The organism is Shimia sp. R9_1 (assembly GCF_017743775.1).
In the GTDB taxonomy this organism is placed as follows: domain Bacteria; phylum Pseudomonadota; class Alphaproteobacteria; order Rhodobacterales; family Rhodobacteraceae; genus Shimia.
Genome location: NZ_JAGHRN010000002.1, coordinates 383,215 through 408,948 on the forward strand (window position 1 = coordinate 383,215; position 25,734 = coordinate 408,948).

Consider the following 25,734-nt stretch of genomic DNA (forward strand, 5'->3'; position numbering starts at 1 on the left):
GTGGCGCGGGCCTCTTTCTGCATTCGTGAGTTCGCCTCCTGCCACTTCGGAGACCGCCATGGCGCTTGATGCCTTTGCCCCTTGGGAAGACCCAACAGCAAAACCCCTTATCCAGTTTCAAAACGTTACCAAGCGGTTTGGCGATTTCACGGCGATCGACAATCTGAATGTCGACATTTTTGAGCGTGAATTTTTTGCCCTGCTTGGGCCTTCGGGCTGTGGCAAAACAACGATGATGCGCATGCTTGCGGGTTTTGAAACGCCAACCGAGGGCAGCATATTGCTGGCTGGTCAAGACATCGCACCTGTGCCGCCAAACAAGCGCGCAGTGAATATGATGTTTCAGTCATATGCGCTGTTCCCGCATCTGAGCATTTGGGAAAACATCGCCTTTGGCCTGCGTCGTGACCGGATGCCCAAAGACCAGATCGCCGCGCGCGTCGAAGAGATGCTGCGCCTGACACGTCTGGACAAATTTGCGCGGCGCAAGCCGCACCAAATCTCTGGTGGCCAGAGACAGCGCGTGGCGCTGGCCCGGTCCCTCGCCAAAGCGCCCAAACTTCTCTTGCTTGATGAGCCACTTGGCGCACTCGACAAAAAGCTGCGTCAGGAAACGCAGTTTGAACTGATGGACATTCAGGAGAAAACAGGCACCACCTTTGTGATTGTGACCCACGATCAGGAAGAGGCGATGACTGTTGCCAGCCGCGTTGCGGTGATGGACCACGGAAAAATCATTCAAGTGGCCACCCCTGACGTGATCTATGAGGCTCCGAACTCCACCTATGTTGCCGACTTTATTGGCGAGGTGAATTTGATCACGGGCAAGGCGGATCCGAAAGGAGATGTCCTTCAAATGCACTGGGCCGAAGCCCAGCCAGCAATCGTTGGTGCGCCGCTTGTGGGGGCGCAGGCCGGGCAAGATCTGCACTACGCCATCAGGCCAGAAAAAGTCTCTATTTCAGCTGAAAAGCCCGTTGAGGCCGCCAATGCCGTGCAGGGCAAAGTGCTTGATATCGCCTACCTTGGAAACATTTCTACCTACCACGTGGAGCTCGCGGGGGGGCAGATCATCAAAGCCCAGGCTGCCAACAACCGCCGAATCTCCCGACGCGCTTTCACTTGGGAAGACGAAGTTTGGCTCAGCTGGACCGCCACAGCCGGCGTTTTTCTGGAGCGCTAACTGATGCGTCGTCTTCTGATCGCCATCCCTTACGTCTGGCTTCTGGCACTCTTTATCGTGCCGTTCCTGATCGTTTTCAAAATCTCCCTCTCTGACACAGCCATCGCGATCCCGCCTTACACGCCAACGCTGGATATTTCGGCGGGCTTTGGCGCGATCAGAGAGTTCTTCGCGGAACTCGACTGGGAAAACTACATCTGGCTGACCGAAGATGATCTCTATTGGAAAGCCTATCTCTCCAGCTTGAAAATCGCGCTGATCTCCACCTTCCTGACGCTGCTGGTTGGTTATCCCATCGCCTATGGAATGGCGCGGGCGCCTGAAGAATGGCGCGCTATGCTTTTCATGATGGTGATCCTGCCGTTTTGGACAAGCTTTCTGATCCGTGTCTATGCATGGATGGGCATTCTCAGCCAGGAAGGCTACCTCAACCAGTTCCTGTTGAGCATCGGTGTCATTAGCGAGCCTTTGGTGATCCTGAACACCAATATCGCCGTCTACATCGGCATCGTTTACACCTATCTGCCTTTCATGATCCTGCCGATCTATGCCGCTCTGGAAAAACTCGACATCAGCCTCTTGGAGGCCGCCGAAGACCTTGGCTGTTCGCGCTTCTCTGCCTTCTGGCTGATCACCGTGCCCCTCTCTAAACAGGGCATCATCGCAGGCAGTTTCCTAGTTTTCATTCCCACCATCGGTGAGTTTGTGATCCCCTCTTTGCTGGGTGGCTCGCGCACGCTGATGATCGGCAAAGTGCTGTGGGAGGAGTTCTTCTCCAACCGCGACTGGCCCGTTGCCAGCGCCGTGGCCGTTGTCCTGCTGCTCATCCTGATCATTCCCATCGTGCTCTTCCAACGTAATGAGCAGAAGCAGCGGGAGGCAGGCAAATGAGACAGATGTCTTGGTTCAACGTCACCTCGCTAACGCTCGGCTTTGTGTTCCTTTACCTGCCGATGGTGATCCTCATCATCTTTAGCTTCAACGAAAGCAAACTCGTCACTGTTTGGGCTGGATTCAGCACAAAATGGTACGGCGAACTGATCAACAACCGGGCGTTCCTGGATGCAGCCTGGGTCACTCTCAAGGTTGCCTTCATCAGCTCCACATTGGCCACAGTATTGGGCACCATGGCGGCCATCGTTATGGTGCGCGCTGGGCGCTTTCGCGGGCGCACGCTGTTCTCCGGCATGATCTACGCACCCATGGTGATGCCAGAAGTCATCACCGGCCTGTCACTTCTATTGTTGTTCATCAGCCTTGGCATGGACCGCGGCGTGTTCACCATTGTGCTTGCGCATACCACTTTCTCGATGTGCTACGTCTCTGTGGTGGTCAGCTCCCGTCTGGTGAGCTTTGATCAATCTCTTGAGGAAGCTGCTTTGGATTTGGGCTGCACGCCCGCGGAAGCTTTCCGCCTTGTGACCCTACCGATCATCGCCCCTGCTGTGATCTCCGGCTGGCTATTGGCCTTCACCCTATCGCTTGATGATCTGGTTATTGCGTCGTTCACCTCCGGACCTTCTGCCACCACGTTGCCGATGAAAATCTGGTCTTCTGTGCGCTTGGGTGTCAGCCCGGAAATCAATGCGCTTTCAACCGTCATGATCCTGGTGGTCACCATTGGTGTGGTGACAGCGTCTTTGATCAACAAGCGCAATGTGGTGCGTCAACGGCGGGACGAGGCGGCCGCGGCCAAGTCGGCATGAGCCGGATCTGCGATCCATTTGCCTATGGCGATGGACCGCTAGAAAGCTGCTTTTGGGCTGAAACAGTCTCGATATCTGAACGGACCCCGCTCAGCGCAACCGCCAGTGCCGACGTCGCCATCGTTGGTGCAGGTGTGACAGGCCTCAACGCCGCGCTACACCTCGCAGAGGCGGGTGTGTCCGTCGCTGTGCTGGATGCGAAACAGGTAGGTTGGGGCGCCTCCGGCCGCAACGGAGGCTTCTGCTGCTTGGGTGGTGCAAAAGCATCCCATAGGACGCTTGAAAAGCGATTTGGTCAGGTCGCTCTGTCGGACTATCTCCAAACTGAACGTGCGGCGGTGGAGCATGTCGAGCAGCTCCTGGCACGATTTGGTTGGGATGTGGATCGACATTCCGAAGGTGAAACGCTCCTTGCGCACAATGCTCGTGTTTCGCAGACTTTCCCTGCTGAAGCCGCTGCGTTTGAGCAAACATATGGCTTGAAAGCGCAGGTGACTCATCAGTCAGAGCTGGCAGCGCAGGGGCTGGGCACCAGTTTTCATGGTGCGCTCACGCTGCCAATTGGCTTCGGACTCAATCCAAGAAAATATCTTCGTGGCCTCGCAGGCGCAGCAGAGGCGGCTGGCGCAAAGATCTACGGTGACACGCCTGTCACTGAGACCGAGTATAAAAACGGGCTTTGGCATCTGGCCACCCCGCGAGGACAGATCATCACAAAGAAATTTGTGGTCGCCACAAATGGCTACTCCAGCGAGCATATTCCGCCATGGCTTGCAGGGCGCTTTTTGCCCGCGCAATCGAGTATCCTTGTCACCCGCCCGCTCACCTTGGCTGAGCAAAAGGCGCAAAGTTGGACCTCTGCACAGATGGCCTATGACAGCCGAAATCTGCTGCACTACTTCAGGCTCATGCCGGATGGCCGGTTTCTATTCGGAATGCGCGGTGGTCTGGCCACGACGAGACCCGCACATGAGGCCATTCGCACCCGCATCAAGCGCGAATTCGCACAGCTTTTTCCTGCCTGGAGAGAGGTGGAAACACCACATTTCTGGGGCGGCTTCGTGTGCTACAGCCGCGCCCAAACACCTTTTGCCGGCAAAGTCCCGGGGGCAGATGATCTTTTTGCTGCCTTCGCCTTTCACGGAAACGGCGTCGCTATGGGGAGCTATGCTGGTTTGCTCCTTGCTCAGGAGATTCTGGGAACCGGAACGCATCGACACCCGGGGATTATGCGCGCCACGCCCCGACGCTTCCCGCTTGGGCGCGCGCGCAGGCTGCTAATGTATCCTGCTTATCTCTACTACGCCTTCAAAGACCTCTGAAGCGCGGCCATTTCAAGTTGTAAGCCATCGCGATATTCCGGTTGCCCGTGTTCCATCTGCCATAGGCAATAGGCAGCGATTCTGGCGTGATAAAACGGCACCAAAGATTGGTAACGCGTCGCGGTCGCAGCGTCATCATAGGCGGCAAAAAACGTCTCTATTTCAGCCTGATTGAGAGGTTCTCCACGATACAGGATCTGCATCGCAGGGGAGAGAAATATGGCAATATCTTCGCAGGGATCACCTATCGCCGGACACTGCCAATCTATCAGGTGCAAGCCTTTGTCATTTTCGATCAGATTTCCCGGCACGATGTCGCTGTGCAAGAGTGCGCATCGTCCGCATGGGGCGATGTCACGGGCTGGCAGCTGTGACAGCAGATCAGGTGGTTCAGAGCAGCGCGATAGAATCGACTCAATTTGGGTGCGAAGCTCTGATGAGCCATCGGGCACCTGCCGCAAACCGGTAGGGGGCGGGATGCGGTGCAAATCGCGCATCAGCGCGGCAACCGCTTTTGTGTCTGATTGCCAAAGGCGCCCGGGCAAATGCTCATAAACATTGCACTGACCATCTTCCGATTCAAACGAGGCACAGAAGTGCGGCGCCATCGGATGTGTCGCTAGTATTTTCAACAGCTGTGTTTCCGCTGCCGGGTCATTCGGGAAAAGCGGGTTCTGAGCGGCACCCCGATAGAGTTTCAGGACCACATCAGGCGCGCCCTCACAGATCCCGCGCCATGCCATATTGGTTCGTCCACCAAACAGAGGCTCCCAAGAGGATGGGAGCGGCGTATCTGGCAATGCCCGCGCGAAGGCCGCAATCACAGATGCAGAGGGGGAGGGGGCAAAAACAGGCAACGCGGCGTTCCTTTTCAGAGCGCCGCGACGCTAATTCACGTCCGTGTCAGGGGCAAGCCTCAGCTTGGCTGGCGCAGGGACAGGACTTTGTCAGATGCAAATTCAACGCCGCCCGGAGCAATGAGAACCACTCCATCGGTGCCTGTGCGGGCTTCCGTCACCCGTGCATAGACGTCAGCGCTGACTGTATCGAGCAACTCGTCTTTCGCGTAGCTCTCTGTTTCAAAGCTGTAGAGGCCATTGGCAAATGGCTTGCCTGAGTTGTCTACACCGGCCCATTCCAGCGTGTCCGCCTTGGGATCAATGGTGAAACGTTGAACTTCTGCGCCATTGGCGTTTTTCACCACCAAATAGGCTTTGTCTGCCTGCGCATTGGCGTTTGGCACGACCTCAATCGGCGCACCTGAGAAATGCGCAGGTGCGTTCACGCGGGCGTCCATGCCAACCCAATTGGTCAGACCGCTCAGCCCCATCGCGTTCAACTGCGAGCCGAGATTGGTCAGCAGCGTGTTGGTCAGGGTTTGCTGTTCCACGGTTGAGAATTGCGCCAGCTGCGTGGCGAATTCGGTAGAGTCCTGTGGGTTCAGCGGATCCTGGTTCTGCATTTGAACCGAAAGCATGCGCAAAAAGGTCTCAAAGTCAGAAGAAAGCGCGGTTTCGTTCTGATTTGCAGCCACTGCATTGGCCGCGGTTGCGGCGCGTGATGGGGCTGAGCTGGTCGATGAGGTTACGGCGTCCATAGGATTCTCCTAGATGCGAATGTCAACGCCGCTGCTTGCGGCTGAGAGTTGCGAAGTTTGTTGTGCGGCCAAAACGGGTGATGAGTCAGTTTGAGCAGAGCCACCGTGAGATGATTCGCCCTGTCCGCCGCCACCTTGACCAAATTCGTTGTTCATTTGGGCCTGCTGGCCGGAAGCGTCGCTGCCACCTTGTTCAAAGGAGAAAGACACATCCTGATAGCCCATCTCCATGAAGTCTTTGCGCAGCAGGTCCATATGACGGCGCATCAATTCGGTGGTCGCTTGGCTGTCCGCGCTGATAGTCACGGCCATCACGCCGCCGGTCTCCGCCATCGACATGCGCACTTTGCCTAGCTCCGGCGGATCCATTGTCAGTTCGATCAGATTTTTGTCGCTGGTCTTCACTGCATCTGCGAGCTGGCGCACCACATAGGCCGGGTTCGGGGCGCTGTTGGCAAGACGGGCCTGAGAGGCCGCTTCCTGCGCGCTCATGATTCCGCGTGGGCTGATGCTGTTTTCTTCCAGAGCGGCAGGCAGTGCTGATTCTGCTGCGTGCCCGACGTTGGCTTCACCACCCTTGGCCAAAACCGATTGGGCCCCTGCCTGCACCTGTTCCATAATGGCACGTGCCTGCATTTGCTGAGTGGTGGAAACCGTTGGTGTGCTCGGTGCGTCCAGTTTGGCGGTCGGCGCCTCCGCGTCCGCTTCGACTTCCACATCTGATTTGACCGGGTTGCGCGTTGCAGCGGTCTCAGAGGCAGCTTCCGGCAGTGCCATTTGAGCAGCCGCAAGCGCGGCATTGGCAGCTTGAGCCTGCGAAGGTTGGGTGCCTTTGTTGCGGACCTGAACTTGCATTGGGTCAAGTCCTTCAGGCGTCTCGGCTGCCAGTTTGGCTGCTTGGGACTCAGAGAGTTGCGCCGTTTCACTTGATTTTGCGGTGGTCGCAATTTTGGTTTCATCGGTGAGCGGTTTTGTGGCGGTGGCGGTGGCTTGGGCCTGTGCGGCTGCAGTTGGTGCCTCAGCTTTGACAGGGGCCGCGGTGCCTTCTGCGGGGGGCGCCATTCGCATCATCGCAGCATTTTCAGAGGCGTTCACCGCCGCGCGCTTTTCGACGCCCTGCATTTGAACTTCCGGCTCCGTCTCGCTTGGCTCTGCCGTTTCGATCGCAGCAAAGTCCGCCTCTTCAGGCGCTTCTTTCTCGGAGTTTGATTTGCTCTGCTTGACCTGTGATTCGCCTTCTACCGGCGCATCCTCAGCTTGGTTCGAGCGTGCCTCGCGCGATTCATGGAGATCGTCAGAAGGCCGGTCATCGGAACTGTTCATATCGTCGTAAACATCAGAAAAACCGTTGTTTTCCTGTCGCGCATCAGCGCTTTTCTTGGGGGCTGCGGCTGCCGTGTGGGCAGGCTGCGGCGCGAGTAAAGGCAGGTTCAACATAGGGCCTCCGGGAATTCTTCCACCGCAAAACCCCTACCTCAGCTTTCCTTACCACTTCTTTACCGTCCTCGGTCACAACGGAAAAACATGCACAACCCGCGAGGCAAGAAATGCTCCACACAACGGCCCCAGTCGCGGTCCCGGTTGCGCCCAGTGCTCAGCCGATCCGCCCTCTGCCCACCGCTCAGGAGGAGGCGCTCCGCAGCGCTGCCAATGAGCTCGAAATCACCTTTCTCTCTGAAATGCTGAAATCTGCCGGTCTGGGCAAAACCAGCGAATCCTTTGGCGGTGGCGCTGGCGAAGACCAGTTCTCTTCCTTCCTCCGCCAGGAGCAGGCCCGCGCCATGGTCGCTTCCGGCGGGATCGGCCTGTCCGAAGCTTTCTTCAACGCCCTAAAGGAGCGCGCCGATGTCTGATGATGTGACCAATGATCTGATCGATTCTCTGACCTCCCTGCTGGAGGATGAGCGCACCGCCTTGATCGAAGGCAAGCTTGATGCACTTGAAGGTCTGCTCAGCCGCAAGGAAGCGCTGTTTGAAGAGCTCGAAGAGCGGCAGGAAGAAGACTCGATCGACCCCGAATCCCTTGCGCCCCTGCAGGATCTTTTCCGCCGCAACCACGCACTTCTGGAATCGACTCAGAAGGGTTTGCGCGCAACCACAGAGCGCATGGGCGCGATGCGTCGGGTGCGCACATCTTTGGAAACATACACCCCAACAGGCCAGCGCCATGCCGTTCAAATGAGTGCCGGTCAACGTGTTGAAAAGAGAGCATAAATTGCCCTCTCGCAAGTTTAGTTAAAATGCCAGTGATTGCGGGGTTCGTGTTTAGGAAAGCGTTAGCACTTATCCCGCCATGTTGAACCCGCACTCCACAGAGAGTGGCACCGATCCGGAAGCCCCGGCGGTACATGTCAGAATGACGTTCAGGAGCGTTCCCGCGAAGGAGCGCAAAATACAACCCGGCGCAAAAGCGCCATTTATATTAGGTATAGGAAAGCCATGACCAGCCTTCTGACAAACAACGGCGCAATGGTTGCGCTGCAAACCCTGAAATCCGTGAACGCAAGCCTTTCCGAGACTCAGGGTCAAATCTCCACCGGTAAAAAAGTGGACAACGCCAAACAGAACGCCGCTGTTTGGGCGATCTCCAAAACCATGGAATCCGACGTCAACGGCTTCAAATCCGTGCAGGAAAGCCTTGCACTGGGTGAATCCACAGTTGCGGTTGCTCGTCAGGCTACCGAAACTGTGACCGACCTGCTGGGCGAAATCAAAACACGTATCGCTTCTGCAACCGGTGACAACGTTGACCGCACCAAGCTGACCAACGAAATTACGTCGCTTCGCGAGCAGATCGCTTCTGTTGTTGGCGCTGCGCAGTTCAACGGCCTGAACTTGGTGGACGGTTCGACTACGAGCACCGACGTTCTGTCCTCTCTGGACCGTGCTAATGGCGACGTCAGCGCGTCTGCGATCACCGTTAACGGTGTGGATCTGGACACTGGCGGCTACACCGCCCAGAACGTCTTCGGCACCAACACTGACGGCATCACTGCGGCGAATGACGGCTTTGCGACGAACATTGCTGATGCCGGAACAGCTGACATCGAGATTGACGCTTCCTCCGTGGCGGCAGGCGACACCATTACCCTGAACTTGGGTGATCAGAAAGTTACCTATCAGGTGACCGCTGAGGACGTGGCTGCAACCAGCTCGAACGAAGCAGTTGTCATTGGTCTGAAAAACGCGATCGAATCTCAGACTGACTACGACACATCTGAACTGTCTGTTGAATACGATGCATCGACAGCTGCCAACTCTGACCAGATCACGATCACCAACAACACCGGTGAATCGATGAACATTTCTGGTCAGTACCAGAACGCAGGCGCGGGTGACCTTGCGGCGCTTAGCACAATCGACATCTCCAGCTCTTCTGCTGCGCAGGCGTCCCTGGCATCGATTGAAAACCTGATCAACACCACCATCGACGCATCTGCGGCCTTTGGTACTGTTGAAAGCCGTATCAGCATTCAGAAAGACTTTGTGTCTAACCTGTCTGACTCTGTGAAATCTGGTATCGGCTCTCTGGTCGATGCGGATATGGAAGAAACTTCTGCACGTCTGCAGGCGCTTCAGGTTCAGCAGCAGCTGGCGACCCAGTCGCTGTCTATCGCGAACCAGGGCCCACAGCAGCTGCTGTCCCTCTTCCGTTAATGGATCTAGGTGGGGGCGCGCCACGCGCCCTCACTCCCTCCATTAAATCGCCCGACCGACTACTATTCAGGGAATTCTGACGTGACCCCAAACGTTCTTGCCAAAAAGGCATATAGTCAAGCTTCTGCGCCAACCAGAACCGCGGGGAAACTCGAATACGATGTGATCGCACGCATCACCCACAAACTGAAAGAAGCGGCCAAAAAGGGCAAAAAACGCGGATTTCCGGCGTTGGTGGAAGCCATCCACGAAAATCGTCAGCTTTGGACATTGCTCGCCACCATGGTGGCGGATTCAGACAATGAATTGCCAAAAGAGCTGCGCGCCCAGATTTTCTACCTTGCCGAATTTACAGATCATCATAGCACCAAGGTGCTGGCGGGCGACGCCAACGTACGCCCCCTTCTTGAAGTCAACACCGCCATCTTGCGCGGTCTTCGAAGTGGAGCAGCAGCATGAGCGGCCTTGTTCTTAAATTGAGCCCGAAAGAGCGGGTTCTGGTCAATGGAGCAGTGATTGAAAACGGCGATCGCCGGTCACGTCTCTCCATCATGACCCCAAACGCAAACATCCTGCGCCTGCGGGATGCCATTCACCCCGAAGAAGCCAACACCCCGGTGCGCCGCGCTTGCTACTCTTTGCAGCTTGTACTGTCCGGTGATGCCGATGCTGATGAGGTGGAACGCACTTTACTGCGCCACATCGAGGATCTCAGTCAAGTGTTCACGGATCACGACAGCCGTCGTCAGATCGGTTTGGCGACTGAGGCGGTGATAGGTGGACGCCACTATCAGGGTCTCAAAGCGCTGCGGTCCCTACTGGACCGTGAGGAACGCCTTATGGCAGTTGCACGCCAATGACCTATCAACCGATAGTCGTAGGCACGGGGCTGGTTGCATGGGGTTTCATGCAGCGGACCATGGAGACTCAGACCGAAGCGTTTGAGAACTCCTTTATTGTCAAACGCGATCTCGACTACTTTGCCGAAAACATCGGCAAGATCGAGAGCGCCGAAGACCTTGTCAACGACCGTCAGCTTCTTACTGTGGCGCTGGGCGCCTTTGGCCTTGATGAGGACATCAACAGCAAGTTCTTCATCAAGACGATTCTCGAAGAAGGATCGCAGGCTAATGATGCTTTGGCCAACCGTCTGGCGGACACGCGCTATCGTGAGTTTGCCGAAGCCTTTGGTTTTGGTGATTTGGGTGGGCCTTGGCATAAGACTCCGGGTTTTGCCGAAAATATGCGTGAACAATATGTCGCGCGTCAGTTTGAGCGTGCGGTTGGCGAGCAGGATGAAAATTTGCGCTTTGCTATGAACGCGGTCCGTGAGCTGGACGACATCGCGCTTTCAGGCAGTAGTGACAACACCAATTGGTTCACAGTGATGGGCAACCCGCCACTGCGCCGGGTGTTTGAAACCGCTTTTGGGCTTCCAAGTGAATTTGGCTCACAAGATCTGGACTCGCAACTGAACACTTTCCGCAGCCGTCTGGAGAAACTCACAGGTGATGGCGAGATTTCCCAATTTGTGTCAACGGAAGCACGTGACCAGATTGTACAACGCTTTTTGCTGATGTCTGAGATCAACAATGTCTCTGTTGCAAGCTCCGGACAGATCGCTCTGACACTGTTGTCCTACTGATCTGAAAGACCGACGAGGCACTTACGCGATACCGCCGCGATAACGACGCAATACAGACGCGATACCGACGTCCCAAATCGCTGAAAAAGGCGCGCTCTAAGGCGCGCCTTTTCTGTGTTCAGACACCGCGTGCGCCTGCGCGTCTCAGCAGCAATGTGAGCTTGGCAAAGGCGTTGTCAATGGACGCGCTCTGGCCATCTCCAAGGTAGGAATCCAGCTCTGGCCAGGCGTTGATCGCCACGTCCAAGGCCGTATCAGATCCGGCGGAATAAAGCCCGGCGCGGATCATCGTGGCAGATTGTTCATAGGCGCCCAAAAGTTTGCGGGCCTCTGTAATCACTGCATTTTCTGTTTGTGTGGCACAGTGCGGCAAGCTCCGTGACACTGACCTCAGGAGGTCTACAGCTGGGTAGCGGCCGCGCTCAGCGATCTTGCGGTCCAGCACCACATGCCCATCCAGCACCCCCCGCAAAATATCGGCAATCGGCTCATCCATATCGGAACCGGCCACCAGAACACTGAACACACCGGTAATATCCCCTTGTCCTTCCAGCCCGGGACCGGCGCGTTCACACAGTGACATGATCATATGAGAGGTCGACGGCGGGTATCCCCGCAGCGCGGGCATTTCTCCGGCGGCAACGGCGACCTCGCGGTGAGCCTCTGCGAATCGGGTAATCGAATCTGCCATGAAAATCACATGCTTACCCTGATCGCGGAAGTGCTCTGCCACACTCATCGCGGCGAGAGCGCAACGCCTACGCACGAGCGGCGATTGATCGGATGTGGCGGCGACGACGATGGAGCGCTTAAGCCCTTCAGGTCCCAAGACATGCTCAACGAATTCCCGAAGTTCACGTCCCCGCTCTCCAACCAGCGCAATAACGGCGATGTCACCTGTCATGTAACGTGCGAATTGCCCCATGAGGCTCGATTTGCCGACACCAGATCCTGCAAACAAGCCAATACGTTGGCCCTTCACGATCGGCAGCATCGTATTGAAGACCGCCATCCCGGTCTCAAGTCGGCTGCCAAGTGCCCGTCGCGCCGCCGCAGGTGGGGGCGGGTTTTTTAGGGGCCGCATTTCCGGTCCACGTAACAGAGGTTTTCCGTCAATCGGGTTTCCGTAAGGATCAATGATCCGCCCGATCCAGGCATCCGAAGGCGCGATCCCGATCTGGTCGCGCAACGCGACGCGATCTCCAATCGAAACGCCATCCGGCGCCGCGTCAGGTAACATTGTCATATCGTTGCTATGCAACTGTATGACTTCACCGGAAATCCTGCGCTCATCCTGAAGTGTAACTTCAAGCAAATCTCCGATTCGCGCGACTTTGTTGAGGCCGCGCACCCTCAGAAGATTGCCCTCAACCGCGCTTACACGGCCTATGTCCTTGATTGGGCGCACTCTTTTAAGTTCCGCGCCAAGGCTTTCTAGCCCTTTTGTGTCCATTGGATTCTCCAAAGTTCCTACGAAACACTTTCTAAAGGAATCAGGGTTAAGCCTTGCTTTAAGCAGTTCGAGGGAGAAGCCCCGATGTTCAAATCGTTGGACGTTTTCAAAGCCGCCCATGCCATGGGCAAACATGCAGCCGCACGACAGACCGTCGTTGCGCAGAACATGGCGAATGCGGATACCCCGGGTTATCAAGCCCGCGATATCAAACCTTTCCAAGAGATTTATCAGAATGATGGCGGTAGCGGCACAATGCGTGCAACCCGCGCTGGTCATCACGGCAGCAGCTTGGAGGCCTCTGACATGGCTCCAGGTCTCTCCACTGCGGAAGTTTCCCCCAACGGTAACAGCGTTTCTGTCGAAGAAGAGATGCTGAAAGCGGTGGAAATCAAGCGCCAGCATGATCGTTCGGTCGCGATTTACAAATCCTCCATGTCTGTCCTGCGCACAGCCATCTCGCGTTAACTCACAAGGTATCTGATCTATGAGCGACTTCGGTACAGCCCTAAGTGTCACCTCCTCTGGTCTACGTGCACAGGCCGCACGCTTGCGTCACGTCTCTGAGAACATCGCAAACGCTGATACGCCCGGGTATCAGCGTAAAACTGTTCAATTCGAAGCTGATACGGCTGCGCGCGACGGGCGCGTCTCGGTTGGTCCGGTACAGCTTGATCGTTCGGAAGGTCAGCAGATTTATGACCCCAGCCACCCGATGGCGGATGGCACCGGGAACTACATGAGTTCCAACGTCGATATGATCATCGAAATTGCGGACGCGCGCGAGGCACAGCGCAGCTATGAAGCCAACCTCAAAATGTTCGATCAGACGCGACAGATGTCTTCGTCGCTCATGGAACTTTTACGGAAATAACAAGTGAATAAGGAGAGCCAGAATGGATGTCCGTACAGTACTCGCCGCACAGAAATACACCGCCTCCAAGCCTGCAACCGGCCCCGCAGAAAATGCTCAAGGTGGCAATGCGCTATTTGGTCTGGTGAAAGACTTCGCCGCGACCTTGCAGGAAAGCGAGCAGGTGTCCATGCAGGCCATGACCGGCAAAGCGGACCCGCACACGCTGGTCCAAGCGTTGGCTCAGACCGAGCTGGCCGTCGAAACTGCCGTGACCGTGCGTAATAAGGTCGTGGAAGCCTATCAAGAAATCCTGCGCATGCCCGTCTGATGCTGGAGCAGGCCATCTTCTTTGACACGCTGCGCCAAGGTCTTTGGGTTGCAGTTTTGATCTCCACGCCGATCCTGGCTGTGGCGCTGATCTCTGGTGTGGCAGTTGGCTTGTTTCAGGCTTTGACATCCATTCAGGAAATGACGCTGACATTCGTGCCCAAGGTTCTGTGCATCGTCATCATTTTCTGGGCGACCATGGGTTTCATGGTGCAGACGCTCGTTTCGTTTTTTCAATCAAACATTATCCCGCTTGTTGTCGGAGGCTGACTATGGATAACGCCGGTTACACCACCCTGACCCGTCAATCTGGTCTGAAACGAGAGATGACTGTATTGGCCAATAACATCGCCAATGCGGCGACAACGGGCTATCGCGCAGAAGGTATCACCTTCTCGGAATTCATTAAGTCTGCGCCAGGGACTGAAAGTATCTCGATGGCCGCTGCCAATGTGCAGACGACGTCGCTGGAGCAGGGCGCTCTGAAAAAGACGGGTGGCAGCTTTGATTTCGCGGTCGAAGGTACAGGGTTCTTCCTCATTCAGACCCCTGAAGGGGAGCGACTGACTCGTGCGGGTGCGTTCACGCCAAATGAGAATGGTGATTTGGTTACCATGGACGGGAACCTGGTTCTGGATGCTGGCGGTGCGCCGGTCTTTATTCCACCAGATGCCAAGGGCGTTGATGTGGCCTCAGACGGTACGTTGAGTGTTGATGGCCAACCGCTTGGCCAAATTGGTCTCTATCGACCGACGAATCCGCTCGATCTCAGACGTGAGTCGGGCACTCTGTTTGAAGCGCCGGATGGATACGAACCCATCGAAGATGGGCGTATTTTGCAGGGCTTCTTGGAAAGTTCCAACGTCAATCCGATCAACCAAATTTCGCGCATGATCGAGGTGCAACGCGCCTATGAGATGGGTCAAACCTTCCTCGACAATGAACACAACCGCATTCGCGACGCGGTAAAAACACTAGTCAAGTAACCAGAGGATTTTGCCATGCGGGCCCTTACGATTGCAGCCACAGGTATGAGCGCACAGCAGCTGCGTGTCGAAACCATTTCCAACAACCTCGCCAACATGTCGACCACTGGCTACAACGCACGTCGCGCTGAATTTGCCGACTTGCACTACCAGCAAGTATCGCGGGCTGGTGCGATCAGCGCCTCTGACGGGTCTGTTCTGCCGACGGGTGTGCAGGTCGGTCTAGGTGTGCGCCCATCCGCGATTTCCGTTCAGCTCGAACAGGGCTCGTTGTCCAACACCGGTGGTGACCTTGACGTGGCCATCGAAGGCAAAGGCTATTTTGAGGTGGCACTGCCTTCCGGACAGTCTGCGTATACCCGCGATGGTGGTCTGAAACGCAGTGCTGACGGTCTGATCGTGACATCCGATGGCTTCCCTGTGGCGCCTCAGATCACGATCCCCGAAGATGCGCGGAGCATTTCCATCAACGGTGATGGTGAAGTCTACGCGTATTTCAACGACTCCCCTGACGCTGAACTCTTAGGGCAGTTCTCTCTGGCCAACTTCTCAAATGCGAAAGGGCTCGAGGCGATTGGTGGAAACCTGTTCCTTGAAACCGAGGCGTCTGGCGCTCCCGCCGTGTCCGACCCGGGGCAAGATGGTCTGGGGACCATTCGCCAAGGCTTCCTTGAGGACAGCTCCGTGGATGCTGTACGCGAAGTGACCGAGCTGATTGAGGCGCAACGTGGCTACGAAATGAACGCCAAAGTTATCACCGCGGCCGACCAGATGATGGCTGCCACAGCGCAGGTAAGATAAAATGAAACGCATCCTTGCAGCTCTACTTTTGGTTTGTGCGGCGCCGGTTTCGGCTGAAATCGTTGTGGCGACCCAAACCATCCGAGCCAATACCATCGTCACTGCCGACGCTGTTGGTCTCAAACAGGGTGATGTCGCCGGGGTGCATTCTGACCTGGAAGCCGTCATCGGGCTCGAAGCACGGAAAGCGATCTATCCCGGCCGCCCCGTGCGACTTGGCGATGTTGGTGCGCCGGCATTGGTCGAGCGCAACCAAATCGTGACGCTCAGGTACAACTCGGGAGGTCTCGAGATTCTAACCGAAGGGCGCTCTTTGGCGCGTGCAGGTGCCGGAGAGGCTTTGCGCGTCATGAATATTGGATCCCGGTCAACCGTTACCGGGACTGTAATGCCGGACGGCAGCGTCCACGTGTCAAACTAAAGGAAGAGAATGGTGCGTCTTTTTTCAGCAGTTCTCGTGATCTCAGCGCTGGCCATGTCTGGGTGCGCGCGTATGGATCACATCGGCAAAGCGCCTAGCTTTACGCCGACCACGAATAATCAAGAGCACTATGCGATGATGAATCCACCGCTGCCGGCTCAAACCAACGTATCCCGGCGCTCTGACAGTGCGTCTCTTTGGAGTGGCAATAAGCAGTCCCTGCTTGGCGACCGCCGTGCCGCGCAACGTGGCGACATTCTGACTGTTGTCATTGAGGTGGATGAAGAAGCTGAAATCGATAATGAAACCGAGCGTAACCGCAGCGGCTCTGAAAGCTTGAGTGTTCCGCAGCTGATCGGCATTCCTCAGCGTGTCAACGACAGGCTGCCAGACGGCGCGACGACGGATCCTTTGGTGGATCTGACTTCGACAAGCAGCAGTAGCGGAGATGGCTCTGTGAAACGTAGCGAGAAACTCACGCTCCGCGTCGCCGCAACAATCGTGGATGTGCTGCCAAATGGGGTGCTTGCCATCCAGGGTACGCAGGAACTCCGTGTGAACTTTGAGCTTCGGGAGCTTCTGGTTTCTGGATATGTGCGACCAGCCGATATTTCTCGTAAAAACGAGATCACTTTTGACAAAATCGCGTCGGCGCGTGTCTCTTACGGTGGCCGTGGGCAGATCACTGACGTGCAACAACCCCGCATTGGACAGCAAGTCCTCGACGCTGTGCTGCCATTCTGATCAAGGTCTCCCATGAAAAAACTTCTCCCAATCATCATGTTGCTCGTCGGTGTTGGCGCGGGAGTGGGTGCAGGGCTTGCCTTGCGCCCGGCGCCTGAACCTCCGGCTATGGACGCAGAGTTGGCTGACGGCGCCGAACACGCCGACGAGCACGACATGAAAAAGGAAATGAAAAAGGAAGAGAAGGCTGACGGCCCACCACAGGGGCGCGAATATGTTGAACTGGTTGATCAGTTCATCATCCCAGTCGTGAACGATAGTTCTGTCACCTCGCTGATCTTGATCACACTCACGCTGGAAGTTGACTCCGGCGCCACGGAGCGGGTGTTCCAGGCCGAGCCACGTATTCGAGGCGCGTTGTTGCAAGCGATGTTTGATCACGCAAATATTGGCGGATTTAATGGCGCTTTCACAAACTCAAGCAAGCTTGAGCCGCTTCGTCAGACCTTCGTAGAGGTGGCGCAAAAAGTGTATGGCGACGAGATTTCTGACGTCTTGATCGTGCAAATTACCCGCCAGGACGTGTCGTAAGAGGTAAGGGAATCTCCCCCCTTCTCACGACGACAAAAAGAACGCGCCGAGCAATTGCTCCGGCGCGTTTTTTATCCGCAGTTGAGCTTGGTTTCCATCACGGCTTCGATCAGCGCGGTTTGCCGCGCTTGGCGGCGTTTGCTTTCTGCCTCTTCAAGCAAAGTCTGCATGACATCTGCTTTGCCGAAGTGCTTTTGCAGTTCCCGAAACGCCATTTCCTTGCGCACCAAGACATTGGCGAGCTGGTGGTTCAAGATTTTGCGGTTGCGGCCAATCCAATTGTTCCATGCCAGATCGCCACCCGTCATACGCAAGGCGCTGTCATGGCGCATCGTTTCGCGCCCGCTTTTTTCTTGCTCGGTGAGGTCATTGAGCATGCCACGCAGCTTTGTTTCTTCTGCTTGTACGACTTGCATTGCGGCCTGTGCTTTTTGGTAGCGGGCCTGAGTGATCACATTCAGCTCTTTCAAATCGTCGCTCATACCCGTCCTTTCGCGCGTTGACGCATGGCATCTGCAAAGCGTATGGCTGCAGCCACCGCCGCATATTGCTCAACCGGAATTTCCTGACCGATCTCTACAATCGCATGCAACGCACGTGCAGTCGGGGGATCCCGGTGGATTGGAATGGCGGCTTCTTGCGCCTTTTCTCTGATGCGCGCGGCGATTTCATCGACACCCTTGGCAACGCAGACCGGTGCTTCGCCGGGGAGGCGCGACCATTTGAGCGCAACGGCATAATGTGTCGGGTTAACGATGATCACATCTGCTTCCGGCACGTCCGCCAGCATCTGGTTCATCGCGATCTCCTGACCTTTCTGGCGGCGCTGTTGTTTCATATGTGGGTCGCCTTCAGATTCCTTCTGCTCGTCGGTCATCTCTTTGCGGGTCATCATGTTTTTGCGGATGTGCTCGGCACGCTGCCAGAAATAATCTACAGCTGCGATAGAGGCAGCGACGATGATCACGATCATCAAGAATTCGAGCATCAGCCGCCCAAGCAGGGCCGGGACCATGATTGCATCGAGTTGGATCGAGGAGGCCATTTCAGGCATCCGTATGTTCAAGAAGATACCGAGGCAAATCGAGTAGATCGCAAGCTTCGCAAAGCTTTTTGCAAATTCAAAAAGCCCATTGCGCCCGAATTTGTTTTTGGCATTTGAAATTGGGCTGATCTTTGAAAGCTTGGGCTGAATTTTTGAAGGGGCGAAGATAAAGGCGTTCTGAGCGATGATGCTGAGGATCACAGCGATCATCGGGATCACGAACCATGGTGCCACGGCCCAGATCATTTCCAGCATGATGCCGCCAATAGGCGCGGAAGGACTGCCTTCAAAAACCAGCGGTGCGATGGATTCTGCCTGATCCAGAAGAACCATCAGACCATTTCCAGCCGCCTTGATGGTACCTGCACCCACAGCCAGAAAAGCCAGTGTGATGCCCAGATATCCTGCGGCGACCGATACATCGGCAGATTTTGCGATTTCACCCTTTTTTCGCGCCTGATCCAGCTTTTGCTGGGTTGGCTCAAAGGACTTTTCGCTGTCGTCGTCCTGACCGCCTCCGCTCATCTCAATCCCTCAACCGGGTTGATCATGAAACCCTGGAGCGCCCCCCACCAGAGCGCCAGGAGCGCTGGGGCGACAAGAAACAGAAGAAACAGGCCGCCTGCCGTGATGAGTGGCGCACCAACAAAGGCCACCATCAGCTGCGGCATGGCGCGGTTGATAACACCGAGCATCAGGTTGTAGATCGCTGAAATGATCACAAAAGGCGCAGCCAGTCGGAACGCCATTGCAAAAGCCGACGAAACCTGAGGAACGCCCCATTCGGTCATAATTTCGCGCGCGGGGAAAACGCCCGCTGGAAACAGAATGTAAGATCCGATGAGAAATTGCGCGACATAGACGTGGAGGCCCATGGTCACCGCAAGCGCGGTGCCGCCAAGAGCCAGCACGTTGCCGACGGCGGGCAAGGGTTCACCAGAAGCACCGCCAAACAATTGGGCCAGCGAGGTGGATTGGCCTGCAATGGTGCCTGCGGTTTGTAGGGCAAAGACGAACATACGCACCGAAATGCCCATCAACAGACCAATCAAACCTTCGGTGGCGGTATACCTCGCGATTTCACCAACGCTGGGGGGTACGGTTTCAAAGACTGGTACTGCCGGGGCAATGATGGCGGTGAATGCCAGAGCTACGCCAAGCTTGATCCGCGGTGGGACGCTGGTTTCGCCAAAGGCCGGCAGTACAGAGACCGCTGCGCCAACCCGCAAAAACACGAGAAAACCATGCCAGAGCATGGTTTCCGTCAAATTCATTAGCGCGAGCGCATTTTCCATCATGCGGCGACGACCCCGACAAGAGAAGGACGCGCATCCAAACCGATTTCTTCAAAAGACAGCACGGGATTTGAAATGCCTTTGGCGCTCAACACTGTTCGCAAAAAGCGTCTGCGGCGCGTTGAGGTGACCAGAGCTGCAAAAATACCGCTGTTGCCAGCCTCGTTCATGCGATCAGCGATCGATTGGGCGAGAGCGTTGAACACATCCGGTGGAAGCGCCACATCCATGCTGCCAGCGTCACCATCAACTTGATATGTCGCAAAGGTATCTTCCCACTCGGGTGCCAGCTGCACCAACGGGATGGTTCCATCGTCGCGTTTCAGATCAGATATCAGTTGGAAACCAAGACGCTGACGCACATTCTCGCAGATGGCATCCGGCATAACCGTGACATGTCTCGCTTCGGCAATCGCTTCGAGGATCAGCGGCATGTTGCGAATGGAGACCTGCTCATCCAGCAGCATGCGCAAAATCCGATGCAACAGATCGAGCGGTACTTTATCGGGTACAAACTCGTCCATCATCCGGCGGTTGGCATCTGCACGTACAGGGTCGGACAGGTTGACCATCTCGTCCAGAATGCGGCGGAGTGCTTTAAAGGTCAGCAAACGGCCGAAGTTGGTCTTGATCGTTTCGAGCAAGTGCGTGGCCAGAACCTCCCCGGGCGTCACAATGGTGATGCCGGAGAGCGCCGCGGCTTCCTGTGCTTTGCTGTCGATCCAGCGGGCAGGCGCGCCGTAAACGGGCTCAGATACATCTTCGCCCGGTGGCAGGGCGTCTGGTGTGTCGCCAGCAAGTGCCAGAACTTTCTCCGGCTCCAGACGGTCGCGCACCTGCTCTACCCCCTGAATGCGGATGGTGTAAGTGCCGTTAGGCAGAGAGGGCTCATCGGTGAGGCGGATCTCGGGCAGGATCAGCCCGAAGGTTGAGGCCACATGGGTCCGCATATTGGTGATACGGGCGTCCAGGCCTGCGCCGGGATCTAGTACCATGTTGACCAGATCCGTGGCGAATTCGACGTGGATGTCATCCAAATCCAAGACATCGCCAATGGGCTTGTCACGTGGCAGGACAGGGGCTTCTTCTTCGAGGGGAGCTTCTTCTTCTTGGGCCTTGTTCTTATAGAGATAATAGGCGGCCCCTCCAAGCACCGCGCCGCCAAATAGAAACGGCACAAAGGGCAGGCCGGGTACCAGCGCAAAGAGCACCATCAGGACGGCCACTGTGGCCAACGCGGGCGGATAGTTGCCGAGCTGTTTGACTAGTGTCAGGTCGGTGGAACCGGTGGTGCCACCACGCGCCAGCAAGAGCGCTGAGGCGATGGAGATGATCACAGCTGGGATCTGTGTGACCAGTCCGTCGCCAACCGTCAGGATCGCGTAGGTCTCAAACGCTTGACCGATTGGCATGCCGTGGATCGCGACGCCCATAATCAAGCCCATCACGAGGTTGAGAAGGGTGATCAGAAGGCCGGCGACCGCGTCCCCCTTTACGAATTTTGAGGCACCATCCAGAGAGCCGAAGAAAGTGGTTTCTTGCTGTTCACGTTCACGGCGGGCCTTTGCTTCAGCGTGGTCGATCGCGCCAGCGGACATGTCGCTGTCAATCGCAAGCTGCTTACCCGGCATACCGTCCAAGGCAAAACGCGCGCCGACTTCGGCCATACGTGTGGCGCCTTTGTTGATGACCATGAAGTTCACGATCAACAGGACACAGAAGACAACAAGGCCCAGAAAGACGCTACCGCCCATAACGAAGTTGGCGAAGCCTTCAATCACGTCGCCCGCTGCACCTGTACCCGTGTGTCCCTGACCAATGATCAACTTGGTTGAAGACACGTTGAGCGACAGGCGCAGCATCAGGGATGCAAGCAGGATTGTTGGAAATGCGGAGAAATCCAACGGGCGCTCAATAAACAGCGTGACGGTAAAAATCAAAATGGCGAGCGCAAAAGACGCCGCCAGACCGATATCCAGCACCCAAGATGGCATTGGCAAAATCATCATCACGATGATCGCCATCAGTGCCAAGGCCAACAAAATGGTCGGGCTGAAGAGGGTCTTTAGAGTTTGCGGATTCACGAATTAGCCTCCGTTACCGAGGAAGGGGCGAGCGGAGCCAGTTCTGCCAGGAAAGAGCGATCCCATAGCGCCTGCGCTGCTGCCCCGTTGAAGCAGCGGGAAATTGTTTTTCCTTGCAACAGCGGCGGTCTGCACCAAGGGCTCGGTTTGCTTGGCCGGCGCGAGCGGCATTGACCCGGGATCAGGCAGGTTCGCCATGATACGCTTGAAGCGCGCTTTGTATTTCTCTGCGTACTTAGGCGTACGGGAATGATAGGCCGCGGCGGCATCATCCCAATTCTGCATCTCAGCATAGAGACGTGACAAGAAATCCGCCGCATAGCGCGCGTTGGCGATGGGTTGGAACATGTGGGTTACGTCGGTAAAATGCTGGCCATGCCACCGGTAGTTCAGCTGAAAGCAGCCCACATCAAAGCTACGTGCGCCTGCTGCGAAGTGCTTTTGAACATAGGACAGAGCTTCGCGCTGTGAGTTGAACCAGACACCCTTGCCTTCCATGTTCACAGTCCAAGGCCACGGCGTCAGAACACCGTTTTTTGCGCGGCCGGTTTCGGTGCGGGTGATGGCGCGAAGGACGTCAAGTGGGACGCCAGTTTCATTCGAGACGATTCGCGCGACACGGTCGCAGGTCTCAGCCTCTTCAGTGCTGGCGTGCGCTGCGTGAGACCCTTGCGAAAAAGGGTTTATCAGCGTGCTTGCCGCACCGACGCTGATTATCAAAAGCGAGTCGCGCGCTCGGCACAACAATGCTTTGAAAACGTTCTGTTTTTTCATACCGATAGCTTTCTGCCCCAGTTTGAGGCCAAGCTATCGGTCGTTTCTTTACATTTGGTAAGCGTGGTTAAGAGGAAGGCTCAGTCAGACTATGCCAATCCAACAAATCGCCAAGCACGTTGCGGCTTTCAGCACTGTCATCAAGCAGCCCACGGTTGCGCGCCAATATGCCTTGTGTGGCCTCGTCCACCTGAGTTTCCTCAGTGTCCGTTTTCATCATCATATCGCTTGTTTGGCGATAAACCTCGTTTTCGGACGATGCCAAGGCATCGAGATTTCCACCAAGCCAGTTCTGCTCTTCGGCACTTTGGTTTTCGCCAAGATCAGAGAGCATCTGTGCTGCCATTTCGTGATCGCCGACCAGAGATCGCGCTTGCGCTCGGAGACGTTCGGCGTCTGGAGAAGTCATGCCAAGCAATTCAGCTTCTGCACGGCGGGGTAGGGAATCGGCCAAAGCGACGCGCGCTTTCAGCAAACGCATTTCATCATTCTGATGTGAGTTCTGAGCGGCTTGCAGCAGACGTTTGGTTTCCCCAACAAAGCCCATTTCAAACATCTTTTGAGCAAGGGCGAGCGCAGTGTCCGGGGTAATCTTGCCAGGTTCGGCCAGATCTTCCGCGAGCGCAAAGGTGACAATGTCGAAGTCCTGCGCGTGTTCGATTACAGCGCTGGCCAGCCGACTACGCACCTCAACGGCAGGTTCGGGACCATCCTTCGCTTCGATCTCTGCAACGATTTCAAAGGCCGGTTCAAATTCATGCACCAACATCCGCGCGAGCGCATGGGCGCGTCGCAAAGAAGGGCCCATCTCGCCAGATTTGTGCTCCACCGCAAGCGCGCCGACAAGTGAAATGGTGTCATTCGACGGAGGCAGGGCCTGTTTTACATGCGAGTCGATCAGCTCAACAATCGCTAGGGTTGCGAGATCTGTGTTCTGAGTGGCGATGTCTTCCAGAGTGGCATCTGCGGCGTGGGTGTTGCCCAGCTCGGCATCAAGATTGGCTTGCGCAAAATCAAAGCTTGTTCCCGGCATTGGGTTGGTGCGCTCAATGCCATTCAGCACAAGCGTCGCAGCCTCCGTATCGCCCTGCTCAACAAGCTGATTGCTCAGGCGTGGCCCGAAATAGTCGCGCAGATGGCGTGGTAGCACATTCAAACCATCCATTGCGCCATTGATCGCGCTTTCCCCTGTGAGACGTTCGCCGGACAGAGCGGCCCAAAGGGCCACGTGACCGGAACAATGGCCTTGCTTGGCAAACATGTGGTCACTGTCTTTGGGGGCATCACCGTCAACGATCTGCGCCATGGCATGCAGAATGCGGGTTTCGCCTGTGTTTGGCAGAAGCTTGAGAACTTGCTGGGCCTCGGCGCCAAACGTGTAATGAACGTAGAGTTTTGCCAGACGCTGCAGCGCTTTCTCATTGGTGCGGTCAAATTCGCCCACCAGATTTCTGCGCACATCTGCGAGTTCTTCTACGAAGGTTTTTTCGCCGCTCCAGTCAGCGATGTTCACCGCTGAGTCCGGCAGACAAGTTCCAACGCCAACCTGACCACTCAGAAGGGCCGCAATATCCCGCCCCACTTCGTCAATTACGTTGTAGGCGACGATGTTCACATTCTGGCCATCTAGGCCGACAGCGGCTTGTGGCGGAACGTGATCCATATTTTGGCCGGCAGATTCTGGCGTTTTGAACTGCGGCCCTGCTGCCAGCTCCATTGGTTTCGGCGCCGGTTTTGGTTTTGGCATCGGAACTTGGGATTTCAGCAGGTTTTGCGTCGCGGCGCGATCAACCTGTTTGATCAGGTCTTGCCGCAGCGTGGTGACTTGGACACTGCGGTTCACAAAGTTCTCAAGCGCCAGAAGGCCGGAAAAGTCCGGAGATTGTGCAGGCTCTTCTTCGGGAGCTGGCGCGAGGGGGACCGGCTTGGCCGCTTCAAGAGCGGAGAAGCGGAACACCCGCTGCGGTGTTTCCGTTTCCACGGCTTCGCCAAACGACAGAGGGATCTGCGGAACATCCTCTGGTTCAGTCGACAGATCTTCGCGAATGTCAAAAATCACATGGCGTTCGTTGTAAGGGATCGATACCACCCGGCAATCACACGCCAGGGTGAGCTCAACTTCGCCCGTACGGTCATTGGCTTTGATGTCGGCGAGACGTGTCCGGGGAATGCGGTCGAACACGTCATCAGTGATCAGGTTCAGATCATCGCCGTCAATCTTGATGCGATAGGTGTTTCCATTACGGTCGATCGTCCACTCGGTATCGCTGGATGGCAAGGTTGCCACCAGCCGTGTGAAATCTTCATGCTCCCCGGAGATGAAGGGCACATCTTGAGCCTGAACGGTCGCGGCCACAAAGGCCAACGGAATGGACAGGAGTAGTGGTCTCACGCCGCTTCCTTCTTCACTTCTTTGAGTGCTTCTTCAAGTTCAGCAAACTGTGGGCGGTTGTGCCCAGGTGTGTTTTGTCGACCGACTTCGATGCAGATGTTTGGCGAGTGGTTGTGCAGGTTCGCGATAAGCACTTCGCGGATCAGCTGGTGGAAGTGTGCGTCTTCTTCCACGATCCCTTTGATTTTGGCCGCAAATGGGCCAACCAAACCATAAGCAAGGAAAACGCCAAGAAATGTTCCCACAAGAGCGCCACCGATCATCTTACCAAGCACTTCTGGTGGCTGGTCGATCGAGCCCATCGTCTTAATAACACCAAGAACCGCCGCAACAATTCCGAGAGCTGGCAACGCATCTGCCAAGGACTGGAGTGCATGCGAGGAATGCATGGAATGGTGAAAATTTGCTTCGATCCGCTTCTCAAGCACCTCTTCGACCTGATGCGGATCATCATAGTTCATCGACGCAGAGCGCAGGGTATCGGCGATCAGATTCACGGATTCCTTATCCGCTTGGATTTTCGGGTACTTCTGGAAAATTGAAGATTCTTCTGGGTTTTCAATATGCTCTTCGATCGCCACGGGATTCTTGCGGGCAAGTCGTATGAGCTCAAAGAGCAGACAGAGCAGATCTTGATAGTCCTGTGGTTGCCACTTGGTCCCTTTAAACACTTTGCCGAGATCCTTCAGCGTGTGCTTTACCGCCGCTCCGTCGTTGGACAGCAAGAATGCACCAACACCAGAGCCGCCGATGATGATCATCTCAAAGGGCAGCGCCTTCATGATTGGTCCCAGGCTACCGCCAGCAAGCACGTAGCCACCTAACACCATGATGAAAACGACAGCGATGCCGATAATGCTGATCATGAGTCCAAACTCCTTTTACCCTTCTTGGGTGACCATACGCAGCAGCGGG

General features: G+C 56.0%; 30 protein-coding genes. 19 read left to right on the plus strand and 11 right to left on the minus strand.

Annotated elements, in window-relative coordinates; all coding sequences use genetic code 11:
* The first annotated feature begins 58 nt into the window (after positions 1 to 58).
* Genes J7399_RS08185 through J7399_RS08200 form a run of 4 tightly spaced genes read left to right on the plus strand, consistent with a single transcriptional unit; the run spans position 59 to position 4,211 of the window.
* Complete coding sequence (locus J7399_RS08185; RefSeq protein WP_209085217.1) at positions 59 to 1,183, plus strand: ABC transporter ATP-binding protein; 1,125 nt, start codon at positions 59 to 61, stop codon at positions 1,181 to 1,183.
* A 3-nt stretch (positions 1,184 to 1,186) separates the two neighbouring features.
* The gene (locus J7399_RS08190) at positions 1,187 to 2,074 is read left to right on the plus strand and encodes an ABC transporter permease subunit (RefSeq protein ID WP_209085218.1); all 888 of its coding nucleotides are present in this window, start codon (positions 1,187 to 1,189) and stop codon (positions 2,072 to 2,074) included.
* Positions 2,071 to 2,889 (plus strand): ABC transporter permease, encoded by an 819-nt coding sequence (locus tag J7399_RS08195; RefSeq protein ID WP_209085219.1) that lies wholly within the window; start codon positions 2,071 to 2,073, stop codon positions 2,887 to 2,889. The genes J7399_RS08190 and J7399_RS08195 overlap by 4 nt, the downstream gene beginning before the upstream one ends.
* Positions 2,886 to 4,211 carry an FAD-binding oxidoreductase gene (locus J7399_RS08200; protein ID WP_209085220.1) on the plus strand — a complete coding sequence of 442 codons (1,326 nt, stop codon included), beginning with the start codon at positions 2,886 to 2,888 and terminating at the stop codon, positions 4,209 to 4,211. The genes J7399_RS08195 and J7399_RS08200 overlap by 4 nt, the downstream gene beginning before the upstream one ends.
* Here the strand turns inward: J7399_RS08200 and J7399_RS08205 are convergent.
* From J7399_RS08205 to J7399_RS08215, 3 genes are all read right to left on the minus strand, one after another.
* Complete coding sequence (locus J7399_RS08205) at positions 4,190 to 5,035, minus strand: phosphotransferase (RefSeq protein ID WP_348539454.1); 846 nt, start codon at positions 5,033 to 5,035, stop codon at positions 4,190 to 4,192. The two genes, J7399_RS08200 and J7399_RS08205, sit on opposite strands and share 22 nt — an antisense overlap.
* Before the next feature lie 92 nt (positions 5,036 to 5,127).
* A complete protein-coding gene (locus J7399_RS08210) occupies positions 5,128 to 5,808 on the minus strand; it encodes a flagellar hook capping FlgD N-terminal domain-containing protein (protein WP_209085224.1) in 681 nt (226 codons plus the stop codon).
* 9 nt (positions 5,809 to 5,817) lie between these two features.
* Positions 5,818 to 7,245, minus strand: a complete 1,428-nt coding sequence (locus J7399_RS08215; protein WP_209085226.1) for a flagellar hook-length control protein FliK — start codon at positions 7,243 to 7,245, stop codon at positions 5,818 to 5,820.
* Positions 7,246 to 7,355: 110 nt separating this feature from the next.
* Here J7399_RS08215 and J7399_RS08220 point away from each other — a divergent pair, with 110 nt between their 5' ends.
* The 6 genes from J7399_RS08220 (at position 7,356) to J7399_RS08245 (ending at position 11,110) form a co-directional block, all read left to right on the plus strand.
* Positions 7,356 to 7,661 carry a rod-binding protein gene (locus tag J7399_RS08220; RefSeq protein WP_209058385.1) on the plus strand — a complete coding sequence of 102 codons (306 nt, stop codon included), beginning with the start codon at positions 7,356 to 7,358 and terminating at the stop codon, positions 7,659 to 7,661.
* Positions 7,654 to 8,022 carry a flagellar biosynthesis protein FlgN gene (locus J7399_RS08225; RefSeq protein WP_209058387.1) on the plus strand — a complete coding sequence of 123 codons (369 nt, stop codon included), beginning with the start codon at positions 7,654 to 7,656 and terminating at the stop codon, positions 8,020 to 8,022. The genes J7399_RS08220 and J7399_RS08225 overlap by 8 nt, the downstream gene beginning before the upstream one ends.
* A gap of 225 nt (positions 8,023 to 8,247) precedes the next feature.
* Entirely contained in the window at positions 8,248 to 9,465 is a 1,218-nt protein-coding gene (locus tag J7399_RS08230) for a flagellin (protein WP_209085228.1), read from the plus strand.
* A gap of 81 nt (positions 9,466 to 9,546) precedes the next feature.
* On the plus strand, positions 9,547 to 9,924 hold the full coding sequence (gene flaF / locus J7399_RS08235; protein WP_209085231.1) for a flagellar biosynthesis regulator FlaF: 378 nt from the start codon (positions 9,547 to 9,549) through the stop codon (positions 9,922 to 9,924).
* Positions 9,921 to 10,325: a flagellar biosynthesis repressor FlbT gene (flbT, locus tag J7399_RS08240; protein WP_209085233.1), complete on the plus strand. Its 405-nt coding sequence runs from the start codon at positions 9,921 to 9,923 to the stop codon at positions 10,323 to 10,325. Before flaF ends, flbT begins: the two co-directional genes overlap by 4 nt.
* Positions 10,322 to 11,110 (plus strand): DUF1217 domain-containing protein, encoded by a 789-nt coding sequence (locus J7399_RS08245; RefSeq protein ID WP_209085235.1) that lies wholly within the window; start codon positions 10,322 to 10,324, stop codon positions 11,108 to 11,110. The genes flbT and J7399_RS08245 overlap by 4 nt, the downstream gene beginning before the upstream one ends.
* 118 nt (positions 11,111 to 11,228) lie before the next feature.
* Here J7399_RS08245 and J7399_RS08250 read toward each other — a convergent pair whose 3' ends face one another.
* On the minus strand, positions 11,229 to 12,563 hold the full coding sequence (locus J7399_RS08250; protein WP_209085236.1) for a FliI/YscN family ATPase: 1,335 nt from the start codon (positions 12,561 to 12,563) through the stop codon (positions 11,229 to 11,231).
* Positions 12,564 to 12,647: 84 nt separating this feature from the next.
* Here J7399_RS08250 and J7399_RS08255 point away from each other — a divergent pair, with 84 nt between their 5' ends.
* From J7399_RS08255 to J7399_RS08295, 9 genes are read left to right on the plus strand one after another with little or no spacing between them, the layout of a single operon-like run.
* Positions 12,648 to 13,031, plus strand: coding sequence for a FlgB family protein (locus J7399_RS08255; protein WP_209085237.1), 384 nt, complete (start codon positions 12,648 to 12,650; stop codon positions 13,029 to 13,031).
* Between the two features lie 19 nt (positions 13,032 to 13,050).
* Positions 13,051 to 13,437: a flagellar basal body rod protein FlgC gene (gene flgC / locus J7399_RS08260; protein WP_209058400.1), complete on the plus strand. Its 387-nt coding sequence runs from the start codon at positions 13,051 to 13,053 to the stop codon at positions 13,435 to 13,437.
* Between the two features lie 22 nt (positions 13,438 to 13,459).
* On the plus strand, positions 13,460 to 13,747 hold the full coding sequence (fliE, locus tag J7399_RS08265) for a flagellar hook-basal body complex protein FliE (protein WP_209085238.1): 288 nt from the start codon (positions 13,460 to 13,462) through the stop codon (positions 13,745 to 13,747).
* On the plus strand, positions 13,747 to 14,016 hold the full coding sequence (locus tag J7399_RS08270; RefSeq protein ID WP_209058403.1) for a flagellar biosynthetic protein FliQ: 270 nt from the start codon (positions 13,747 to 13,749) through the stop codon (positions 14,014 to 14,016). The genes fliE and J7399_RS08270 overlap by 1 nt, the downstream gene beginning before the upstream one ends.
* Positions 14,017 to 14,018: 2 nt before the next feature.
* The gene (locus tag J7399_RS08275; protein WP_209058404.1) at positions 14,019 to 14,732 is read left to right on the plus strand and encodes a flagellar hook-basal body complex protein; all 714 of its coding nucleotides are present in this window, start codon (positions 14,019 to 14,021) and stop codon (positions 14,730 to 14,732) included.
* Between the two features lie 15 nt (positions 14,733 to 14,747).
* Positions 14,748 to 15,533, plus strand: coding sequence for a flagellar basal-body rod protein FlgG (gene flgG / locus J7399_RS08280; RefSeq protein WP_209058405.1), 786 nt, complete (start codon positions 14,748 to 14,750; stop codon positions 15,531 to 15,533).
* A 1-nt stretch (position 15,534) separates the two neighbouring features.
* Positions 15,535 to 15,954, plus strand: a complete 420-nt coding sequence (gene flgA / locus J7399_RS08285; protein WP_209058406.1) for a flagellar basal body P-ring formation chaperone FlgA — start codon at positions 15,535 to 15,537, stop codon at positions 15,952 to 15,954.
* A 9-nt stretch (positions 15,955 to 15,963) separates the two neighbouring features.
* The gene (gene flgH, locus J7399_RS08290; protein WP_209076472.1) at positions 15,964 to 16,698 is read left to right on the plus strand and encodes a flagellar basal body L-ring protein FlgH; all 735 of its coding nucleotides are present in this window, start codon (positions 15,964 to 15,966) and stop codon (positions 16,696 to 16,698) included.
* Between the two features lie 12 nt (positions 16,699 to 16,710).
* Positions 16,711 to 17,229, plus strand: coding sequence for a flagellar basal body-associated protein FliL (locus tag J7399_RS08295; RefSeq protein WP_209085239.1), 519 nt, complete (start codon positions 16,711 to 16,713; stop codon positions 17,227 to 17,229).
* 71 nt (positions 17,230 to 17,300) lie between these two features.
* On the opposite strand, the gene J7399_RS08300 is transcribed toward J7399_RS08295, so the two are convergent.
* From J7399_RS08300 to motA, 7 genes are all read right to left on the minus strand, one after another.
* A complete protein-coding gene (locus J7399_RS08300; RefSeq protein ID WP_209085240.1) occupies positions 17,301 to 17,711 on the minus strand; it encodes a hypothetical protein in 411 nt (136 codons plus the stop codon).
* Positions 17,708 to 18,799 carry a flagellar type III secretion system protein FlhB gene (locus tag J7399_RS08305; protein WP_209085241.1) on the minus strand — a complete coding sequence of 364 codons (1,092 nt, stop codon included), beginning with the start codon at positions 18,797 to 18,799 and terminating at the stop codon, positions 17,708 to 17,710. The genes J7399_RS08300 and J7399_RS08305 overlap by 4 nt, the downstream gene beginning before the upstream one ends.
* Positions 18,796 to 19,548, minus strand: a complete 753-nt coding sequence (locus J7399_RS08310) for a flagellar biosynthetic protein FliR (RefSeq protein WP_247742812.1) — start codon at positions 19,546 to 19,548, stop codon at positions 18,796 to 18,798. The genes J7399_RS08305 and J7399_RS08310 overlap by 4 nt, the downstream gene beginning before the upstream one ends.
* Before the next feature lie 20 nt (positions 19,549 to 19,568).
* Positions 19,569 to 21,653: a flagellar biosynthesis protein FlhA gene (gene flhA / locus J7399_RS08315; protein ID WP_209058418.1), complete on the minus strand. Its 2,085-nt coding sequence runs from the start codon at positions 21,651 to 21,653 to the stop codon at positions 19,569 to 19,571.
* Between the two features lie 3 nt (positions 21,654 to 21,656).
* Positions 21,657 to 22,427, minus strand: coding sequence for a transglycosylase SLT domain-containing protein (locus tag J7399_RS08320; RefSeq protein ID WP_209085243.1), 771 nt, complete (start codon positions 22,425 to 22,427; stop codon positions 21,657 to 21,659).
* Positions 22,428 to 22,494: 67 nt separating this feature from the next.
* Positions 22,495 to 24,819 carry a hypothetical protein gene (locus J7399_RS08325; protein WP_209085245.1) on the minus strand — a complete coding sequence of 775 codons (2,325 nt, stop codon included), beginning with the start codon at positions 24,817 to 24,819 and terminating at the stop codon, positions 22,495 to 22,497.
* Positions 24,816 to 25,685, minus strand: coding sequence for a flagellar motor stator protein MotA (motA, locus tag J7399_RS08330; RefSeq protein ID WP_209058421.1), 870 nt, complete (start codon positions 25,683 to 25,685; stop codon positions 24,816 to 24,818). The genes J7399_RS08325 and motA overlap by 4 nt, the downstream gene beginning before the upstream one ends.
* Between the last annotated feature and the right edge of the window lie 49 nt (positions 25,686 to 25,734).

Coding starts and splice junctions, on each gene's coding strand:
- J7399_RS08185 (WP_209085217.1), top strand. CDS start 59: ATGGCGCTTGATGCCTTTGCCCCTTGGGAAGACCCAACAGCAAAACCC.
- J7399_RS08190 (WP_209085218.1), top strand. CDS start 1,187: ATGCGTCGTCTTCTGATCGCCATCCCTTACGTCTGGCTTCTGGCACTC.
- J7399_RS08195 (WP_209085219.1), top strand. CDS start 2,071: ATGAGACAGATGTCTTGGTTCAACGTCACCTCGCTAACGCTCGGCTTT.
- J7399_RS08200 (WP_209085220.1), top strand. CDS start 2,886: ATGAGCCGGATCTGCGATCCATTTGCCTATGGCGATGGACCGCTAGAA.
- J7399_RS08210 (WP_209085224.1), bottom strand. CDS start 5,808: ATGGACGCCGTAACCTCATCGACCAGCTCAGCCCCATCACGCGCCGCA.
- J7399_RS08215 (WP_209085226.1), bottom strand. CDS start 7,245: ATGTTGAACCTGCCTTTACTCGCGCCGCAGCCTGCCCACACGGCAGCC.
- J7399_RS08220 (WP_209058385.1), top strand. CDS start 7,356: ATGCTCCACACAACGGCCCCAGTCGCGGTCCCGGTTGCGCCCAGTGCT.
- J7399_RS08225 (WP_209058387.1), top strand. CDS start 7,654: ATGTCTGATGATGTGACCAATGATCTGATCGATTCTCTGACCTCCCTG.
- J7399_RS08230 (WP_209085228.1), top strand. CDS start 8,248: ATGACCAGCCTTCTGACAAACAACGGCGCAATGGTTGCGCTGCAAACC.
- flbT (WP_209085233.1), top strand. CDS start 9,921: ATGAGCGGCCTTGTTCTTAAATTGAGCCCGAAAGAGCGGGTTCTGGTC.
- J7399_RS08245 (WP_209085235.1), top strand. CDS start 10,322: ATGACCTATCAACCGATAGTCGTAGGCACGGGGCTGGTTGCATGGGGT.
- J7399_RS08250 (WP_209085236.1), bottom strand. CDS start 12,563: ATGGACACAAAAGGGCTAGAAAGCCTTGGCGCGGAACTTAAAAGAGTG.
- J7399_RS08255 (WP_209085237.1), top strand. CDS start 12,648: ATGTTCAAATCGTTGGACGTTTTCAAAGCCGCCCATGCCATGGGCAAA.
- flgC (WP_209058400.1), top strand. CDS start 13,051: ATGAGCGACTTCGGTACAGCCCTAAGTGTCACCTCCTCTGGTCTACGT.
- fliE (WP_209085238.1), top strand. CDS start 13,460: ATGGATGTCCGTACAGTACTCGCCGCACAGAAATACACCGCCTCCAAG.
- J7399_RS08270 (WP_209058403.1), top strand. CDS start 13,747: ATGCTGGAGCAGGCCATCTTCTTTGACACGCTGCGCCAAGGTCTTTGG.
- J7399_RS08275 (WP_209058404.1), top strand. CDS start 14,019: ATGGATAACGCCGGTTACACCACCCTGACCCGTCAATCTGGTCTGAAA.
- flgG (WP_209058405.1), top strand. CDS start 14,748: ATGCGGGCCCTTACGATTGCAGCCACAGGTATGAGCGCACAGCAGCTG.
- flgA (WP_209058406.1), top strand. CDS start 15,535: ATGAAACGCATCCTTGCAGCTCTACTTTTGGTTTGTGCGGCGCCGGTT.
- flgH (WP_209076472.1), top strand. CDS start 15,964: ATGGTGCGTCTTTTTTCAGCAGTTCTCGTGATCTCAGCGCTGGCCATG.
- J7399_RS08295 (WP_209085239.1), top strand. CDS start 16,711: ATGAAAAAACTTCTCCCAATCATCATGTTGCTCGTCGGTGTTGGCGCG.
- J7399_RS08300 (WP_209085240.1), bottom strand. CDS start 17,711: ATGAGCGACGATTTGAAAGAGCTGAATGTGATCACTCAGGCCCGCTAC.
- J7399_RS08305 (WP_209085241.1), bottom strand. CDS start 18,799: ATGAGCGGAGGCGGTCAGGACGACGACAGCGAAAAGTCCTTTGAGCCA.
- J7399_RS08310 (WP_247742812.1), bottom strand. CDS start 19,548: ATGAATTTGACGGAAACCATGCTCTGGCATGGTTTTCTCGTGTTTTTG.
- J7399_RS08320 (WP_209085243.1), bottom strand. CDS start 22,427: ATGAAAAAACAGAACGTTTTCAAAGCATTGTTGTGCCGAGCGCGCGAC.
- motA (WP_209058421.1), bottom strand. CDS start 25,685: ATGATCAGCATTATCGGCATCGCTGTCGTTTTCATCATGGTGTTAGGT.